This is a genomic window from Candidatus Dependentiae bacterium (assembly GCA_018897535.1).
Lineage (GTDB): Bacteria > Babelota > Babeliae > Babelales > UASB340 > UASB340.
Genome location: JAHIKO010000057.1, coordinates 1 through 16,660 on the forward strand (window position 1 = coordinate 1; position 16,660 = coordinate 16,660).

15 protein-coding genes and 6 tRNA genes are annotated in these 16,660 nt (G+C 33.2%); 20 read left to right on the plus strand and 1 reads right to left on the minus strand.

The window, feature by feature from the left end; all coding sequences use genetic code 11:
- Positions 1–30 precede the first annotated feature (30 nt).
- Entirely contained in the window at positions 31–1,320 is a 1,290-nt protein-coding gene (gene murA / locus KKE07_03680) for a UDP-N-acetylglucosamine 1-carboxyvinyltransferase (protein ID MBU4269946.1), read from the plus strand.
- A gap of 2 nt (positions 1,321–1,322) precedes the next feature.
- Positions 1,323–1,766, plus strand: a complete 444-nt coding sequence (locus KKE07_03685; GenBank protein ID MBU4269947.1) for an NUDIX domain-containing protein — start codon at positions 1,323–1,325, stop codon at positions 1,764–1,766.
- Positions 1,767–1,769: 3 nt separating this feature from the next.
- Here the strand turns inward: KKE07_03685 and KKE07_03690 are convergent, their stop codons facing one another.
- Positions 1,770–2,630 (minus strand): F0F1 ATP synthase subunit gamma, encoded by an 861-nt coding sequence (locus tag KKE07_03690; protein MBU4269948.1) that lies wholly within the window; start codon positions 2,628–2,630, stop codon positions 1,770–1,772.
- Between the two features lie 104 nt (positions 2,631–2,734).
- On the opposite strand from KKE07_03690, the gene KKE07_03695 reads away from it, so the two are divergent.
- The 18 genes from KKE07_03695 (at position 2,735) to rpsO (ending at position 16,634) form a co-directional block, all read left to right on the plus strand.
- Positions 2,735–3,361: an NYN domain-containing protein gene (locus KKE07_03695; GenBank protein MBU4269949.1), complete on the plus strand. Its 627-nt coding sequence runs from the start codon at positions 2,735–2,737 to the stop codon at positions 3,359–3,361.
- A gap of 6 nt (positions 3,362–3,367) precedes the next feature.
- Complete coding sequence (tsaE, locus tag KKE07_03700; GenBank protein ID MBU4269950.1) at positions 3,368–3,805, plus strand: tRNA (adenosine(37)-N6)-threonylcarbamoyltransferase complex ATPase subunit type 1 TsaE; 438 nt, start codon at positions 3,368–3,370, stop codon at positions 3,803–3,805.
- A 126-nt stretch (positions 3,806–3,931) separates the two neighbouring features.
- A tRNA-Tyr gene (locus KKE07_03705) sits at positions 3,932–4,016 on the plus strand.
- 70 nt (positions 4,017–4,086) lie between these two features.
- A tRNA-Gly gene (locus KKE07_03710) sits at positions 4,087–4,163 on the plus strand.
- 6 nt (positions 4,164–4,169) lie between these two features.
- A tRNA-Thr gene (locus KKE07_03715) sits at positions 4,170–4,245 on the plus strand.
- 10 nt (positions 4,246–4,255) lie between these two features.
- Positions 4,256–4,331 (plus strand) — tRNA-Thr (locus KKE07_03720).
- 92 nt (positions 4,332–4,423) lie between these two features.
- Positions 4,424–4,582: a 50S ribosomal protein L33 gene (gene rpmG / locus KKE07_03725; protein MBU4269951.1), complete on the plus strand. Its 159-nt coding sequence runs from the start codon at positions 4,424–4,426 to the stop codon at positions 4,580–4,582.
- Between the two features lie 8 nt (positions 4,583–4,590).
- A tRNA-Trp gene (locus KKE07_03730) sits at positions 4,591–4,666 on the plus strand.
- Between the two features lie 35 nt (positions 4,667–4,701).
- A complete protein-coding gene (gene secE / locus KKE07_03735; protein ID MBU4269952.1) occupies positions 4,702–4,887 on the plus strand; it encodes a preprotein translocase subunit SecE in 186 nt (61 codons plus the stop codon).
- Positions 4,888–4,913: 26 nt separating this feature from the next.
- Complete coding sequence (nusG, locus tag KKE07_03740; protein ID MBU4269953.1) at positions 4,914–5,435, plus strand: transcription termination/antitermination protein NusG; 522 nt, start codon at positions 4,914–4,916, stop codon at positions 5,433–5,435.
- Between the two features lie 20 nt (positions 5,436–5,455).
- Positions 5,456–5,881, plus strand: coding sequence for a 50S ribosomal protein L11 (gene rplK, locus KKE07_03745; protein ID MBU4269954.1), 426 nt, complete (start codon positions 5,456–5,458; stop codon positions 5,879–5,881).
- A gap of 53 nt (positions 5,882–5,934) precedes the next feature.
- A complete protein-coding gene (gene rplA, locus KKE07_03750) occupies positions 5,935–6,627 on the plus strand; it encodes a 50S ribosomal protein L1 (GenBank protein MBU4269955.1) in 693 nt (230 codons plus the stop codon).
- A gap of 24 nt (positions 6,628–6,651) precedes the next feature.
- Positions 6,652–7,146 (plus strand): 50S ribosomal protein L10, encoded by a 495-nt coding sequence (gene rplJ, locus KKE07_03755; protein MBU4269956.1) that lies wholly within the window; start codon positions 6,652–6,654, stop codon positions 7,144–7,146.
- A 64-nt stretch (positions 7,147–7,210) separates the two neighbouring features.
- Entirely contained in the window at positions 7,211–7,588 is a 378-nt protein-coding gene (gene rplL / locus KKE07_03760; protein ID MBU4269957.1) for a 50S ribosomal protein L7/L12, read from the plus strand.
- Positions 7,589–7,780: 192 nt separating this feature from the next.
- Positions 7,781–12,100 (plus strand): DNA-directed RNA polymerase subunit beta, encoded by a 4,320-nt coding sequence (gene rpoB / locus KKE07_03765; protein ID MBU4269958.1) that lies wholly within the window; start codon positions 7,781–7,783, stop codon positions 12,098–12,100.
- A 52-nt stretch (positions 12,101–12,152) separates the two neighbouring features.
- Positions 12,153–16,217, plus strand: coding sequence for a DNA-directed RNA polymerase subunit beta' (rpoC, locus tag KKE07_03770; protein ID MBU4269959.1), 4,065 nt, complete (start codon positions 12,153–12,155; stop codon positions 16,215–16,217).
- Between the two features lie 12 nt (positions 16,218–16,229).
- A tRNA-Val gene (locus tag KKE07_03775) sits at positions 16,230–16,305 on the plus strand.
- A gap of 59 nt (positions 16,306–16,364) precedes the next feature.
- Positions 16,365–16,634: a 30S ribosomal protein S15 gene (gene rpsO, locus KKE07_03780; protein MBU4269960.1), complete on the plus strand. Its 270-nt coding sequence runs from the start codon at positions 16,365–16,367 to the stop codon at positions 16,632–16,634.
- Positions 16,635–16,660: the final 26 nt, after the last annotated feature.

Consider the following 16,660-nt stretch of genomic DNA (forward strand, 5'->3'; position numbering starts at 1 on the left):
AATTATTTTATATAAAATTGGGTAAAATTTATGTCGATAAATGGATATATTTCTGTTGAGCAATCATTTAATATTTCAGGCCAAGCTGAGTTAGTTGGGGCTAAAAACGCTGCATTGCCTATTATGGCAAGTTTGATATTGGTTTCCGGAAAATCTGTTTTACATTCTGTTCCAAATTCTGCAGATATAAATGAAATGATAGATTTACTTACAGATTTGGGAGCAAAGATTCATTTTGATAAAGATAGTAATATTTTAGAGTTTGATGGAAGTTCGATTTATAAAGCTGAAGTAAAACATGAAGTTATGGATAAAATGCGAGCTTCAATATTGGTAATGGGCCCATTACTATCCAGATTTAAAAAAGCTAGAGTTGCATTTCCCGGTGGATGTTCAATTGGTGCAAGACCAATAGATTTTCATCTAAAGGGGTTTGAATGTTTGGGCGTTAGTATAACTTATGATAACGATTTTATTTATGCCAGCGCCGATCAAGAACTAAATAAAAAGAAGAAAATTGTTTTAGAATACCCAAGCGTTGGTGCTACTGAAAATTTAATAATGTTTGCAACACTGCAAAACGGTTCAACAACTATAGTTAATGCGGCACTTGAGCCGGAAGTTCTTGATTTTATAGAAGTATTAAAAAAAATGGGTGCAGATATAAAATTTGATCTTCCTGCAACTGTAATTGTTACCGGTGTAAAAAAGTTAAATCCAATAATGCATACCATAATACCTGATAGATTGGAAGCCGGTGCATTACTTCTAGCTTCAGCTATTACCGGAGGAAAAATAATTTTGCCTTCAGCAAGACCTGATCAAATGGAGATGTTTTTAGAAAAATTGAAACAAATGGGACATGAAGTTATTACCGGAATAGGTAATAATTCTAATTTGGGTATAAAATTAATCGCAACAAAAAATCCAAAAGCTACAAATATAAAAACTTGTCCATATCCGGGATTTCCTACAGATTTGCAATCACCAATGATGGCTGCTTTATGTTTGGCAAACGGAGTGAGTATTGTTGATGAAACTGTTTTTGAAAATAGACTTATGCATGTAAAAGAACTTGAAAAGATGGGCGCGCAAATAAGTGTTAAAAATTCTAAGGCAAATGTTAATGGCGTAAATCATCTTTATGGTGCAAATGTTATAGCTTCTGATATCAGAGCCTCAGCTGCACTTGTATTGGCAGGGCTTGCGGCTACCGGCAAAACTCAGGTGTTTGGTTTACATCATTGGCGTAGAGGTTATGATAAACTCGAAGATAAATTGAAAATTTTAGGTGCAAAAATAGAGATTATACAGGAATAGGTATGCAAAAAAAGAAATTCAAATTAGATACATTTGTTGCAGTAATTTTAAAAAAAGACAATAAAATTCTTTTAACAAAACGTAAAAAAAACGGGTGGGGTAATAGTGAATATGCTTTACCAGGTGGAAGTGTTGATGGCAATGAAACGTTAAGAGTTGCAGCCTCGAGGGAAATGAATGAAGAGTTGGATATTATTGTTAATCCAGATAATCTAAAAGTTTTACACATATCTCATAGAAAATTGTCGCATGGTATTGGGGAAATTTTAGGTATATTTTTGCAAGCTGAAAAGTGGGCTGGTGAAGCTAAAAATATGGAGCCAGATAAATGTTATGAAATTGGTTGGTTTGATATTGATAATTTGCCGGAAAATACAGTAAAAGAACTAAAAATAGTGATACAAGAGATCAATAAAAGAGAAATGTACAGCGAAATAGGCTGGTAATAATTATTCAATATTAGCGCAAAGTTCGGAAACTTCTTTAGTAATTAAAGCTTGTCTAGATTTGTTATATTGAAGTGTAAGCCGTTCAAGAATTTTTTTTGCATTTGTGTTTGAACTGTCCATAGCCAAAAATCTGGAAGCGTTTTCTGCAATTAAAGATTGAAATAGTATTTCTGTAATGGAACTTTTGATATATTTTTCAGCAATAAAATCTAATATTACTTTTTCGTTTTGCGTTATGATTGGATCTAATTCTTTTGATAGGTTTTGTTCTTCTTGTATCTCTAAAACTGCCGGAATTAAAGTTGTTTTTTGTGGCCTTTGAATAAAAAAATTTATTAATTTGTTACTAAAAAAAACAACAGAAGAATATGTTTTATTATTTTCATAAATTTTATCAATAATTTTAGAACTAATTGTCTCCAGTAAACTATAATTTAGTTCATTAAAATTTAAAACAATTTCACCTAGATTTTTGGCTTCAATTTCTTTTCTGGCTTTGTTGCCTATGGCTATAAATTCAGGTTTTTGATTTTTTTCTATAATAAGCTTACGTTCCATAAAGCGGCTTAAATTTGAGTTAAAACTTCCACATAAACCTTTTGTCGAAGATATAATTATTATTAAAGGAGTTTGATCAAAAATATCTTCGGGAAATAGAATTTTATTATTCCATTCTGATTCCTGGAAATTAAGTATTTGAGTAAATGTATTGGATATGCTGTTTTTATATTCTTTTAAAAAATTGACTTGCTTGTCCAATTTGGCATATGACGCCATTGAAACAAGTCTTATAGCATGGGTTATTTTCTTTGTTGTCTCAATTGCTTGAATTTTTCTTCTTAACTGAGTTAATTGAGCCACTTTTTTTTCCTTGAAAACTTATTTGATATATAATATAAACTAAAAATTAGTTCAAAAATTCATTTTTTGCAATTATTTATAATAATTACCAGGAGGGTTTTATTTTGATTGTAATTATAGATGGTTATAATTTGTTAAAACAAGTTTTTAATAAAGTTAAGGGAAAGTTGGATATTCAGCGAGAACAATTGATTAAAGAACTTATTTTTTACAAAAAAACAAATGTACAAATAAAAGAAATAATAGTGGTTTTTGACGGTGGATTAAGTTTACATTCAGAGCGGCAAATTAAAAATGGGATAGTCGTAATATTTTCAGGACAAAAAATTAGCGCTGATGATTGGATTTTTGAATACGTCGAAAAAAATAAAAATAAAGAAATATTATTGGTTACCAAAGACAATGAGTTGAAGACCAAGTGTAAAAAATGCGGTGCTGATGCTATAGATGTATTTGATTTTTATGATATAGTTTTAAACACAATAACAGCGCAGGTTGAATTTAAATTTGATAAAAATGAAAATAAAATACAGAAAATTGAATCTGACGATTATGTATTAGAGCAATTATGTGATTTTAAACCCAAAAGCAGTGAGGCTTTAGATGTTTTAATGTCTCATATTGATATTGATTTTGCAAAAAAAGACAATGAGCCCGAAATTAAAAATTTTAAATCATTGAAAATACCTAAAAAAGAGAAGCAAATTTATAAAAAAATTAAAAAGTTATGAAAATATATGAAAATATTTTTTGAATTAAAAGATTTAGATAAAATAATTAAAGAATATATATTGCCATTTATGAATAAAAAGAAAATATTTTTATTCAAAGGCGCTCTTGGTGTTGGAAAAACTACACTTATAAAACAAATAATGAAAAATTGTGGGATTAAAGAGTTAATTACAAGTCCGACGTTTAATTATGTTAATAATTATAAATCTGAAAAAAATGTAGATTTTTACCATTTTGATTTATATCGACTAGATTCGCAGGATAGCTTTTTAAATTTAGGCTTCGACGAATATTTATATAAAAAAAATAGTTACAGCTTTATTGAATGGCCCGATGTCATACATAACATAACTAATAACATTGAGCTAAGAGACGAGATTTGTTTTTTAGAGTTAAGCTTTATTGACAATAATTTTGAAAAAAGAATGCTTGTTATCAGCTGATTATCAATTTGTTTATAGCAATTTATGAACAAATATAAAAAAAATGTTTATTTTTTAAAAAAAAATTAAAAAAAGATTGAAATCTTTATCAAAACATCTATTCTAATGTTGCGACTAAAAGTTAATGGGGAGATTCCCGAGCGGTCAAAGGGGACGGACTGTAAATCCGTTGGCTATGCCTTCACAGGTTCAAATCCTGTTCTCCCCACCATTTTAGTGGGTTTTACCTGGGTAAATTTCAAAACATTAATATTGTTTTGATTTTTTTATTTGAAAATATTGCGGGAGTAGCTCAATTGGCTAGAGCGACAGCCTTCCAAGCTGTAGGTTGCGGGTTCGAGACCCGTTTCCCGCTCCAATTATTGCTGGCATAGCTCAGTTGGTAGAGCAGCTGATTTGTAATCAGCAGGTCGCTGGTTCAAGTCCAGTTGCCAGCTCCATTTTGAATTTGCCCACGTAGCTCAGTCGGTAGAGCACTTCCTTGGTAAGGAAGAGGTCACCGGTTCAAATCCGGTCGCGGGCTCCACTTAAAATTAATACACCTTGAATAAATTGGTTTTTTGCGTTTAGAAGTTTAGAGTTAAATGGATGTTGGTTTTTTAATAGAAGAGCAAGATTATGGCAAAAGCGAGAACTATAATACATTTAGAGTGTACCGAGTGTAAAGAACGTAATTACAGTAAGATGGTTTCAAAAAAAAGAAAATTTGAAAAATTAAATCTAAAGAAATTTTGTTCTAAGTGTCGTGTACATAATATGCATAAAGAGATTAAATAGTTTTTAGTGGGTCAGTAGCTCAACTGGTAGAGCGACGGACTCCAAATCCGTAGGTTGAGGGTTCAAGTCCTTCCTGGCCTGCCACTAACTGTTTGAAATCTTATAAATTAAGGGATATAATGAGTAAAATTTTGACTTTTTTACATGAAGTTAAAGGTGAAATTTATAAGATAACTTGGCCGGGGCGGGATGATCTAATTGGGACAGTGATAATTGTCTGTATTCTGACTCTAGTTGCGGCTTTGATTCTTGGCGGTATGGATGCTTTATTTAGTTTATTGTTAAGAAAAATTACTTTAATATAGTAATTTGGATTCGAATTGATGGATTTATTATGAAACGTTGGTATGTAGTTCAAATATATACAGGCTTTGAAGAGGTTGTTAAAGCCGATCTTGATAAGCGCATTATTGAAGAAGGTCTTCAAGATTTATTTGGCGAAATATTGGTTCCAAGAGGACAGGTAGTTTCATTGATATCTGGAGAGCAAGATAAAAAAGAAAAAATTTTCCCTGGATATTTACTAATACAGCTAGAAATGACCGGTGAATCCTATAAGGTTGTCGCTTCAAACCCTAGGGTTACACGCTTTTTAGGCGGTGAAAAGCCGGTTCCGCTTTCCAATAAAGAAGTTGAGCGAATTTTTGCTCAAATGAGTGGTCAGTTACCAGTTGCTCAAGAAGTAGTTACTTTTGTGGAGGGCAGCGAGGTTAACATATCAAGTGGACCTTTCTCAGGTTTTGTTGGTATCGTTGAAAAGGTTGATGAAGAACGTGGAAAGCTTACAGTAATGGTAAGTATTTTTGGAAGACTAACTCCTGTTGAGTTAGGTTTTGATCAAGTAAAAAGGTAATTTAAATTTAGGTTTTAAATATGGCAAAAAAAGTTAAAGCAAATGTGAAGCTTCAAATTCCTGCAGGCGCAGCAACTCCAGCTCCTCCAGTGGGATCTTGTTTGGGTCAGCACGGTGTTGCTATTATGGATTTTTGTAAAAAATTCAATGCAGCTACTGCTAATCGCAAAGGAGAAACTGTTCCTGTCATGATTACTATCTATGTTGATAAAACATTTGATTTTGTTTTAAAGACAGCCCCGGTATCTGAGCTTTTGCGAAAAAAAGCAAAAATACAAAAAGGGTCTAGCAATCCAAGTAAAGACGTTGCTGGAACAATTTCTTGGGCAGATATAGAAGAAATAGCAAAAATTAAAATGCCTGATTTGAATGCTTTTAATATGGAAGCGGCAAAAAAAGTTGTTGCAGGTAGTGCCAGAAGTATGGGACTACAAATTAGGGATTAGTTTTGCTTATATTTGTTATATGTTTATGTTGATTAGTTGAAATTGGATTTTTTATGATTAAAACAGGCAAAAGAATTAAAAAAGCTCAAGAAGCACTCGTTTCGGCAAATATTGATACCTTGAAAAAGGGTCTTGAATTTGTTGTTAAAAACGCATCTGCTAAATTTGATGAATCTGTTAATCTGAGCACTGTTTTGGGTATTGATGCATCTAAAGGTGAACAAACAGTTAGAGGCTCAGCGCTTTTACCTCATGGTACCGGAAAGAGCTTGCGAGTTTTAGTTTTTGCAACCGGAGAAAAAGAGCAGGAAGCAAAGGCAGCAGGCGCAGATTTTGTCGGTTTGGAAGATTTAATTGAAAAAATTGAAGGCGGCTGGATAGGATTTGATGTTGCTGTTGCAACCACAGATCTTATGGGAAAAATTGGTAAATTAGCAAAAATTTTGGGACCAAAAGGTTTGTTGCCTAACAAAAAAGTTGGAACCGTTACTGATGATGTAACTGCTATAATTACTGATTTGAAGAAAGGTCGTGTATCATTTAGAAACGATAAAAATGGTGCGGTTCACGCTGCATTTGGTAAAGTTTCATTTGGTGCGAATAAATTAGAAGAAAATCTTATAGCTTTGATAAAGTCTATAAGAGCTGCAAAGCCGGCAAGTTCAAAAGGTAAGTTTATAAAGAAAATTGTTATTTCATCTACAATGGGTGTTGGTGTTGTTGTAAACCCTGATGAAGTTGTTTAGGTTTAGCATAAGAGGTTTATTAAAATGAATCGTCAACAAAAAGAATCAGTTATAAAAAATATAAACGACCAATTAAAAGCGGCCAATGCATCATTTTTAGTTGGATATAAGGGTTTATCTGTTGCGCAAATTCAGAGCTTAAAGACTCAATTACGCAATGTTGATGGTGTTTTTAAAGTTACAAAAGCACGTTTAATGAAATTAGCAGCACATGATCTTTCCGGTATTGATGGATTTAAAGATGAATTCAAAAATCAGGTAGGTCTTGTTTTTGTTAAGAAAGATGTTCCGTCTGTAGCAAAAGTATTGGTTGATTTTTCAACTAATAATGAGCAGCTTGATATAGTTTCAGGTTTTTTTGAATCTAAATCTATGTCAAAGGAACAGATTAAATATTTGGCATCGTTGCCTTCACGTGAGGTTCTTTTGGCTATATTGGCAGGAACTTTACAGGCTCCAATAGCGAGCTTGGCAAGATTGTTAAATGTCGTTGCCAAAAAGGATCAGGCACAAGTATAAGGTTGTTTTGTATAGTAAATATTAATTAAATATTGTTTTTTTATAGTTTAAAGGTGAGGGCTTCATGGCTACATCAAATATTAATCAAATAGTTGAGCAAGTAAGCAACATGTCTTTATTGGAAGTTGCAGAGCTTGTTAAAGCGTTAGAAGAAAAGTTTGGCGTTTCTGCAGCTATGCCTGTTGCAGCAGCAGCAGCTCCTGTAGCAGCAGCAGCTCCTACAGAAGAAAAGACCGAATTTAAGGTTACATTAAAAGATTCTGGTGCTGATAAAATTAAAGTAATCAAAGCATTAAGAACCGTAACTGCTTTGAATTTAAAAGAAGCCAAGGATTTAGTTGAAGGTGCTCCTGGGGTTGTTTCTGAAGCTGCATCTAAAGATGATGCTAAAAAAATCAAAGAAGCTTTAGAAGCTGCCGGCGCAAAAGTAGAGCTATCGTAAAATAAAAATCAACAAAAACAGTTGTTTTTATTTTATTTTTAACTTATTACCGTTTTAAATGTTTTTATTTAAATGTTAAAATATATTTGGTGTTTGGGTAGAAACGTTTAAAACGGCCTTTTTGCTTTGCGATTTTGTGGGTGGAAACTTAAAAGGTTTGTTGCGGTAAAATTACGCTTTAGGAGTTTGTGGATGGCTCAAGTGCATTTAGGTAAAGGTGTCTTTAGAAAATCTTTTGGGAAAATTAAAGAGGTTGTTCAACTTCCTGATCTTATAGAAATACAATCAAAATCTTTTAATGATTTTGCTCAGTTGGACTTTTTGCCATCTGAACGCAAGAATATTGGATTGGAAAAAGTTTTGCGAGATACATTTCCAATTGAAAATACTGATAAAATATCTCTAGAATATGTAAGTTATGAATTGGGTGATTGGGAGTGTGCTTGCGGCAGTGTAAAAGGTATAGAAAATAGGTATAAGTGGAGTTGCTCTTCTTGTAAAAAAAATGGATCCGGGCGATTAAATGAAGATGTTTGTCCTGAATGTGGAAAACATACTGCCAGTTATACCGTCTGTAAAAAATGTTCTGCTCGAGTATTTGTAAAAAATGAAATTACTGCCGATGAGGCCAGATATAGCGGTAAAACTTATTCAATGCCGTTAAAATTAAAAATGCAACTCGTTTCTTGGGATATTGATCCTAAAACTTCTAAAAAATCTGTAAAAGACATAAAAGAACAGGAAGTCTTTTTTGCAGATCTTCCTATAATGGTTGATTTATTTGAGGATGATGAAGGTTCTTATAAATTAGGCAACAATGGAACATTTATTATTAATGGTGTTGATCGAGTTGTTGTAAGTCAGTTGCACAGAGCGCCAGGTGCCATATTTACGCTAAGTAAAAAGACAAAAGATTTTAAGGGTTTGCCTTGTCATATTGCAAGAATTATTCCGGCAAGAGGCTCTTGGATAGATTTTGAATTTGATAGCAATGATGTATTAAACGTTCGAATAGATAAAAAAAAGAAAATTTTGGCAACAACATTTTTGCAAGCTATGGGGATTGCAAAAGATTCTATTCTTTCAATGTTTTATGATTTTGAAACTATTTATGCAAAATCTGGAGATTTCTATAATAAAATAGGGGATCATTTAATTGGTCAAAGACTTGCCTCCGGAGCATTATCTAAAAAATTAGAAGAAAAATTTGTTGTAGGACAAAGATTTAATAAAAATTTAATAGAAAAGTTAAAAAAAGAAGGCGTAAAAGAGTTAATAGTCAGAAAAAGCAGCGTTGTTAATAAAATTTTGGCTGGTGATTTGATAGATCAAAATTCCGGAGAAATTATAGCTCAGCAGGGTATGGCTCTAACTCAAGAATTGGTTGATCAAGTTTCAAATCTTTCCGGTGTTGTTGAGTTGAAAGTTGTAAAGTCTTCAGGGCTTTTAGTTCAACCGACATTAGCTGTAACATTTGCTCATGATCATGTAAATTCAAAAGAAGATGCATTAAAAGAAATCTATACAAAATTGCGCCCGGGTGATGTTCCATCTCTAAAAATTATGGAAGAATATTTTCATAATTTATTTTTTAATTCAAGATTTTATGATTTAACCGTTGTTGGTCGTATTAGAACAAATAGAAAACTTGGTTTAAATGTCAATACTGAAATTACGTATTTAACTCAAGATGATATCGTTGCTACAATAAAATATTTGATCGGATTAAAAGAGAGTGGCCAAGGTATATTGGATGATATTGATCACCTTGGTAATAGAGCTGTTAGATTAGTCGGTGAATTATTGCAATCTCAATTGTATTCGGGTTTAACAAAAGTTGAAAAAATAGTAAAAGAGCGATTTAGATTACAAGATAATTATGCAACAATGATGCCTTATGATGTATTAAATGTTAAACCAATTGCAGCTGTATTTAGAGAATTTTTTGGTACAGGACAATTATCGCAGTTTATGGATCAAACTAATCCTGTAGCAGAGATGGCACATAAGCGTAGATTATCCGCTCTTGGGCCCGGTGGTTTGACAAGAGAAAGAGCCAGTTTTGAGGTTCGTGACGTTCATCCTTCGCATTATGGAAGAATTTGTCCGATAGAAACTCCTGAAGGACAAAACATAGGTCTTATTTCATCTCTTTCTACTTATGCTCGTGTTAACGATCTTGGATTTATAGAAACTCCATATAGAGAAGTTAATGATGGCGTTGTATCTGAAGATATAAAATATTTAGATGCATATTTGGAAACCGGAAAAAATATAGCTCAAGCATCAGTTGAACTTGATAGTAAAAATAAAATTAAAGAAGATATGCTTCTTGTTCGTAATGATGAAAATATATTCAGAACTGAATCAAAAAATGTTAATTATTTGGATGCATCACCAAAACAGTTAGTTTCTGTTGCAACCGCATTAATTCCATTCTTAGAACATGACGACGCAAATAGAGCATTGATGGGATCTAATATGCAACGACAAGCTGTTCCGCTTGTTAAATGTCAGTATCCGCTTGTAGGAACTGGTATGGAACATGAAATTGGAACTACTCAAGGTATTGCTTTATTAGCGCAACGTTCCGGTGTCGTTGAATATGTTTCAGGTGAAAAAATAGAAATAGGTCTTTTTGATACAACTAAAAGTGAAAAAAGATGGTTTTCAAGACCTGTTGATGTTTATAAATTGAAAAAATTCGCAAGATCATCTCATAGTACATGGATTCATTATACGCCTGTTGTTCGCGTTGGTGATAAAATTGAAAAAGGTGATGTGATTGCAAATGGTGCGGCGACTTTGGATGGTGATTTATCTTTGGGTAGCAACGTTTTGGTAGCATTTATGCCTTGGCGCGGATATAACTTTGAAGATGCTATAGTTTTGAGTAAACGTTTGGTAAGTGATGACGTATTTACATCAGTACACGTTGAAGAATTTATAGTAGAAGCCAGAGATACCAAGTTGGGCGCCGAAGAAATAACTCGAGATATTCCAAACGTTGGAGAAAAAGATCTTGCAGCGTTGGATGAAGATGGAATCGTACGAATTGGAACAAGAGTAAAACCTGGGGATATTTTAGTTGGTAAAGTCACATTAAAAGGTGATATACAAGTTTCTCCTGAAGAAAAATTATTAAGAGCAATTTTTGGTGAAAAATCAAGAGAAGTTCGAGATACATCTTTAAGAGTTCCACCTGGAGTAGAAGCAACAGTTCTTGATGTAAAAGTATTTTCAAAAAGTGGAATAAGAAAAGATAAACGTTATAAAGATTTTGTACAAAAACAAACAGAAATTATTGAAGATGATTATGCTTCAAGAATTTCTATTCTTCAAAAAGGTGTAAAAAACAAAATCAAGACGTTGCTTTCAGAAAATTCTATTTCTAATGTAAAAATACAGGATACAAAATATTCTGTTGCAAAATTAGAAAATTTAGATGTTGATATGTTATTAACTTTGGAATCGGGTAATAAAAATATTGATTCCAAGATTAAAGATTTTTCAATAATGTTGAGCGATCAGATCCAAGTATTAACGTCTATAAAAGCAGATATGTTCTCAAGATTAAGAAAAGGTGATGATTTGCCATCAGGCGTATTGAAGATGGTAAAAGTTTATGTAGCTGCAAAAAGACATGTATCCGTTGGTGATAAAATGGCCGGACGACATGGAAATAAAGGTGTGGTATCACAGATTGTTAATATTGAAGACATGCCATTTATGGATGATGGAACATCTGTTGATATAGTTTTAAATCCGCTTGGTGTTCCCGGTCGTATGAACGTTGGCCAGATTTTAGAGACAATACTTGGTTTTGCAGGTAAAAAAATATCTGCAAATTTGGCTAAAAATATTAATGAACTTAGTTATAAAGAACTTAAAAAACAGCTTGCCGAATTATATTCGGATGAATTAGTTGATTCTATTGAAAAGAGTCAAGGCCAAGATGCTGTTAAAGAGCTTGCGGATAAAACGGTTAAAAATGGTTTAGCATTTAAGACACCGATATTTGACGGAGCTAGTTATCAAAATATAATTGTTCCATTATTAAAAGATCTTGGAATGTCGGCTAATGGAGCATATACATTGTTTGATGGTAAAACCGGACTGCGTTTCGATCAGCCTGTAACCGTTGGTTATATTTATATGATGAAATTAAATCACTTGGCTGATGATAAACTTCACGCAAGATCTGTTGGACCTTACTCATTAATTACGCAACAGCCTTTGGGTGGTAAAGCTCAATTTGGTGGACAGAGACTTGGTGAGATGGAAGTTTGGGCATTGTATGCTTATGGTGCTGCATATACATTACAAGAAATGTTGACGGTTAAGTCAGACGATGTTAATGGTCGTATAAAGGCTTATGAAGCAATAGTTCGAGGTGATGATGTACCTGTACCAGGTATTCCAGAGTCATTTAATGTGTTAGTAAAAGAATTGCAAAGTTTAGGTTTACAAGTAGATCTATTTAAAGCAAGCAAGGAGCAAGTCAGTGAATAATAGAATACTTGAGCGCTTTAGAGAATATATTAATCCATCTCAGTTTAATGCAATGAAGGTTGGTTTAGCTTCTCCTGAAAAGATTCGCTCGCTTTCTTATGGTGAAGTAAAAAAAATAGAAACTATTAACTATAGAACTTTAAAACCGGAACGTGACGGTTTATTTTGTGCTCGCATATTTGGTCCCGTAAAAGATTGGGAATGTAATTGCGGTAAGTACAAAAGAATGAAACATCGCGGTATTACTTGTGAAAAGTGCGGTGTTGAAGTTATTCAAGCGAAAGTCAGAAGAGAACGAATGGGGCATATCCATTTGGTTTCTCCTGTATGTCATATTTGGTTTTTAAAAGGAATTCCGAGTTATTTAAGTTTAATTCTTAATATGACTGTTCGTGATCTTGAACGTGTAATATATTTTGATAGCTATATGGTTATAAATCAAGGTTCTTCGCCATATGCATCAAAAACATTATTATCTGCACAAGAATATGAAGATTATGTTTCAGCAAATGTTCAGGATTTATCATTCAGAGCTGAAATGGGTGCTGAGGCAATTAGACAAATTCTTTCTTTAATGGATCTTTCATTTGAAGTTAGAAGAATGGATGAAGAGTTATCCAGCACAGTTTCATTAACACAAAAAAGTAAATTAGCAAAAAGATATAAAATTTTATCCGGAATGCTAGCATCAAATCAAAGACCTGAATGGATAATTCTTGAAGAATTGCCTGTAATTCCACCGGATTTGAGACCATTGGTTCCATTGGAAGGTGGACGTTTTGCTAGTTCTGATTTAAATGATTTGTATAGAAGAGTTTTAAACAGAAATATAAGATTAAAACGTTTAATAGAACTTCAGGCTCCTGATGTAATTATTAAAAATGAAAAAAGAATGTTGCAAGAATCTGTTGATGCTCTTATCGATAATGGTAGAAGAGGTCAACCGGTTAGAGGCTCTAATAAACGTCCATTGAAATCTTTAAGTGAAATGCTTAGAGGTAAGCAAGGTCGATTTAGACAAAATTTGCTTGGTAAACGTGTTGACTATTCCGGTAGATCAGTAATTGTAGTTGAACCGGAATTACAAATTCATCAATGTGGATTGCCAAAACTTATGGCGTTAGAATTATTTAAACCATTTGTTTATGTAGAATTGCAAAGAAGAGAACTTGCTCCAAACTTAAGAGTTGCAAAACGTATGGTTGAAAATATGACAGATGAGGCATGGGAAGCATTAGAAGCTGTTGTTAAAGGCTTACCTGTGTTATTGAATCGAGCCCCAACGTTACATAGACTTGGTATTCAAGCTTTTTATCCTATATTGGTTGAGGGTAAGGCTATTAAGATCCATCCTTTAGTTTGCGCTGCATTTAACGCAGACTTTGATGGTGACCAAATGGCAGTACACGTATTGTTGAGTGAAAAATCAAGAAAAGAAGCAGATGCATTAATGCTTTCTTCTAAAAATCTTTTATCTCCTGCAAGTGGAAGGCCATTAGCAACACCTTCACAGGATATGGTTTTAGGTCTTTATTATATGACTAAAGCAAGAAAAAATGTAAAAGGTGAAGGTCTTGTTTTTTCAAGTATACAAGAAGTTATATTTGCACATCAGCATGAAAAAGTTGATATTCAAGCTCCAATAAAATTAAGATTAAGTTCAGGCAATTTAATTGATACAACTGTCGGTCGAACTTTACTTTATTCAGCTTTACCTGAGGGCGCTGACTTTGAATGGATCAATAAAGCTGTAAAGAAAAAAGATTTAGCAAAGCTTGTTTCAAGATTATTTAGATTTTTTGGCCAAGAAAAAACTGCAGTAACTCTAGACAAAATAAAAGCATTAGGATTCTCGCAAGCTACATTTGGTGGAATATCATTAAATATAGACAACATGGTTATTCCTGAAGCTAAAAAAGAAATAGTTGATTTGGCTAAAAAAGAAGTTGAAAAAATAGAACAACTTTATAAAGATGGTGCTATTACAAATAAAGAACGATCCAATAAAGTTATACAAATTTGGGCAAAAGCAACTGAGGCTGTTACTGTTGAAATGTTGAATGCTTTAGAAAAAACAGACAATCAAGCATTTTTGAATCAATCCGGAGAACGTACACCGTTCAATCCAATATTTATGATGTTAGATTCCGGAGCTAGAGGTTCAAGACAGCAGATAAGACAGCTTGCTGCAATGAGAGGTTTGATGGCTAAACCATCAGGTGAAATATTAGAAACTCCCGTTATAGCCAACTTTAAAGAAGGCTTAAATGTGTTTGAATATTTTATTTCTACTCACGGTGCTCGAAAGGGTCTTGCGGATACAGCATTAAAAACGGCAAACTCAGGTTATTTGACAAGACGTTTAATCGATGTTGCTCAAGATGTTGTTGTAACGCTTAGCGATTGTAATTCATTAGGTTATGTTGTTCTTTCAGATATTAAAGAATCCGGTGAAATAATAGAACCTCTTGAAGAACGTGCTTTTGGAAGAATTGCTGCCGAAGATGTAATGGATCCTGTTAGCGGTAAATTGGTTGTAAGCCAAGGCGAGTTAATTGATAGTGATTCTGTAGAAAGAATAGCTGATTCTGCTGTTTCGAATATAGCAGTTAGATCTACAATGACATGTCAGGCAAAACGCGGAGTTTGTGCTAAATGTTATGGTATGGATTTATCAACTCAGAAATTGGTTGATGTTGGTCTTGCTGTTGGTATTATTGCAGCACAATCTATCGGTGAACCTGGAACACAGCTTACAATGAGAACATTCCATATTGGTGGTACAGCTAGTGGTCTTGTTGAACAAAATTATTACAGATCAAAATTTGCAGGAAAAATTAAATTTAAAGAAATTTTTACTATAAAAAATAGAAAAAATGAATTTGTTGTAATGAATCGTAGGGGTCGATTGGCGATTCTTTCTGATGATGGAAGAGAGTTGGAAGAGTTTAATATAGAATATGGAACTCGTTTATTCGTTTCGGATAATGAAATCATCAAAAAAGATCAAAAATTAGCCGAATGGGATCTTGAAAAAGTAATAATGACTGATAAATCAGGAACTATTGAATATTCAGATATTATTGAAAATGTTACTTATCAAGTTCAGTATAATGAAGCTACCGGTCAGTCAAGTAGAGTTATTCTTGAGAGACGAGACGAAAAACGTCAGCCGTCTGTTGTAGTTCTTGATCCTTCAAGAGAAGAAATCGCTCGTTATTACTTACCAACAAATGCCACATTATTGATAGAAGACGGGCATGTTGTTGTAGAAGGTGACGTTATTGCGAAATTACCAAGAGAAGAAAAGAAAACTAAAGACATAACAGGTGGTTTGCCAAGAGTAGCAGAATTATTCGAAGCAAGAGTGGCAAAAGATACTGCCGTATTAAGTGATGTTGATGGTATTGTTAAATTTGGCGGATTACACAGAGGACAGAGAAGAATAACCGTTACAACAGATGATGGTGAAATTTTTGAATATAATGTACCTAGAAATAAACATTTAAATGTTGAAGATGGCGAAAATGTTCATGCAGGTGACGCATTAACATCCGGAATACCTAATGTGCATGATATTTTAAGAATATTAGGACCTGACGAATTGCAGAGCTACTTAGTTAAAGAAATTCAAGAGATATATAGACTTCAAGGTGTTGAAATTCATGATAAACACATTGAGCTTATAGCAAGACAGATGCTTAGAAAAGTTGTCATTGTTGATTCCGGAGATACCAACTTTGCTGTTGGGGAAAGAGTTGACAAACGTCAATTGCAAGAAATTAATAATCTTATTGCAAAAGATGGTAAAAAGATTGCAGTTGCAAAACCTATTTTGATGGGTATAACAAAAGCATCTTTGGGCACTGAAAGCTTCTTGTCTGCTGCATCATTCCAGGAAACAACCAGGGTATTAACGGAAGCATCTGTTGTGGGACAGGTAGATAATCTTTATGGCTTGAAAGAAAACGTTCTAATTGGTAGACTTATACCAGCTGGAACTGGTGTTTCATCCTTTAAGAAAAAATATATAGGTGAAGACGTTTCTGAATTTGAAAAGAGAGCTCAAGAAGAAGAAGAGCTTGAAGTAAGTTTGGAAAGTATTTCATTGGAATAAATAGGTTTGTGTAGGCGCGTAGCTCAGTTGGTAGAGCATTGCTTTGACGTAGCAAGGGTCATCGGTTCGAATCCGTTCGCGCCTACCATAAAATTTTCATAAAAAGTTATAGTTAGTAGGCGTTTTTCTATTCGGAGTATTTAATCAATGTTAAATAAACAATTAAAACAAGATGTTATAAATAAATATAAGGTATCTTCAAACGATACAGGATCATCTCAAGTTCAAATAGCTCTTATTACAGAAAGAATTGATCAAATTGCACAGCATTTGAAAAAAAATCCAAAAGATATGCATTCTAAGTTGGGTTTATTGAAATTGGTTGGAAAAAGAAAAACATTTTTAAAATATTTGGAAAGAACAGACAAGGTAGCTTATAATCAGCTTGTTTCAAAATTAAAAGAAGTTCAAGCATAAGCTATTTTTGTAAAGGTAAAAAAAAG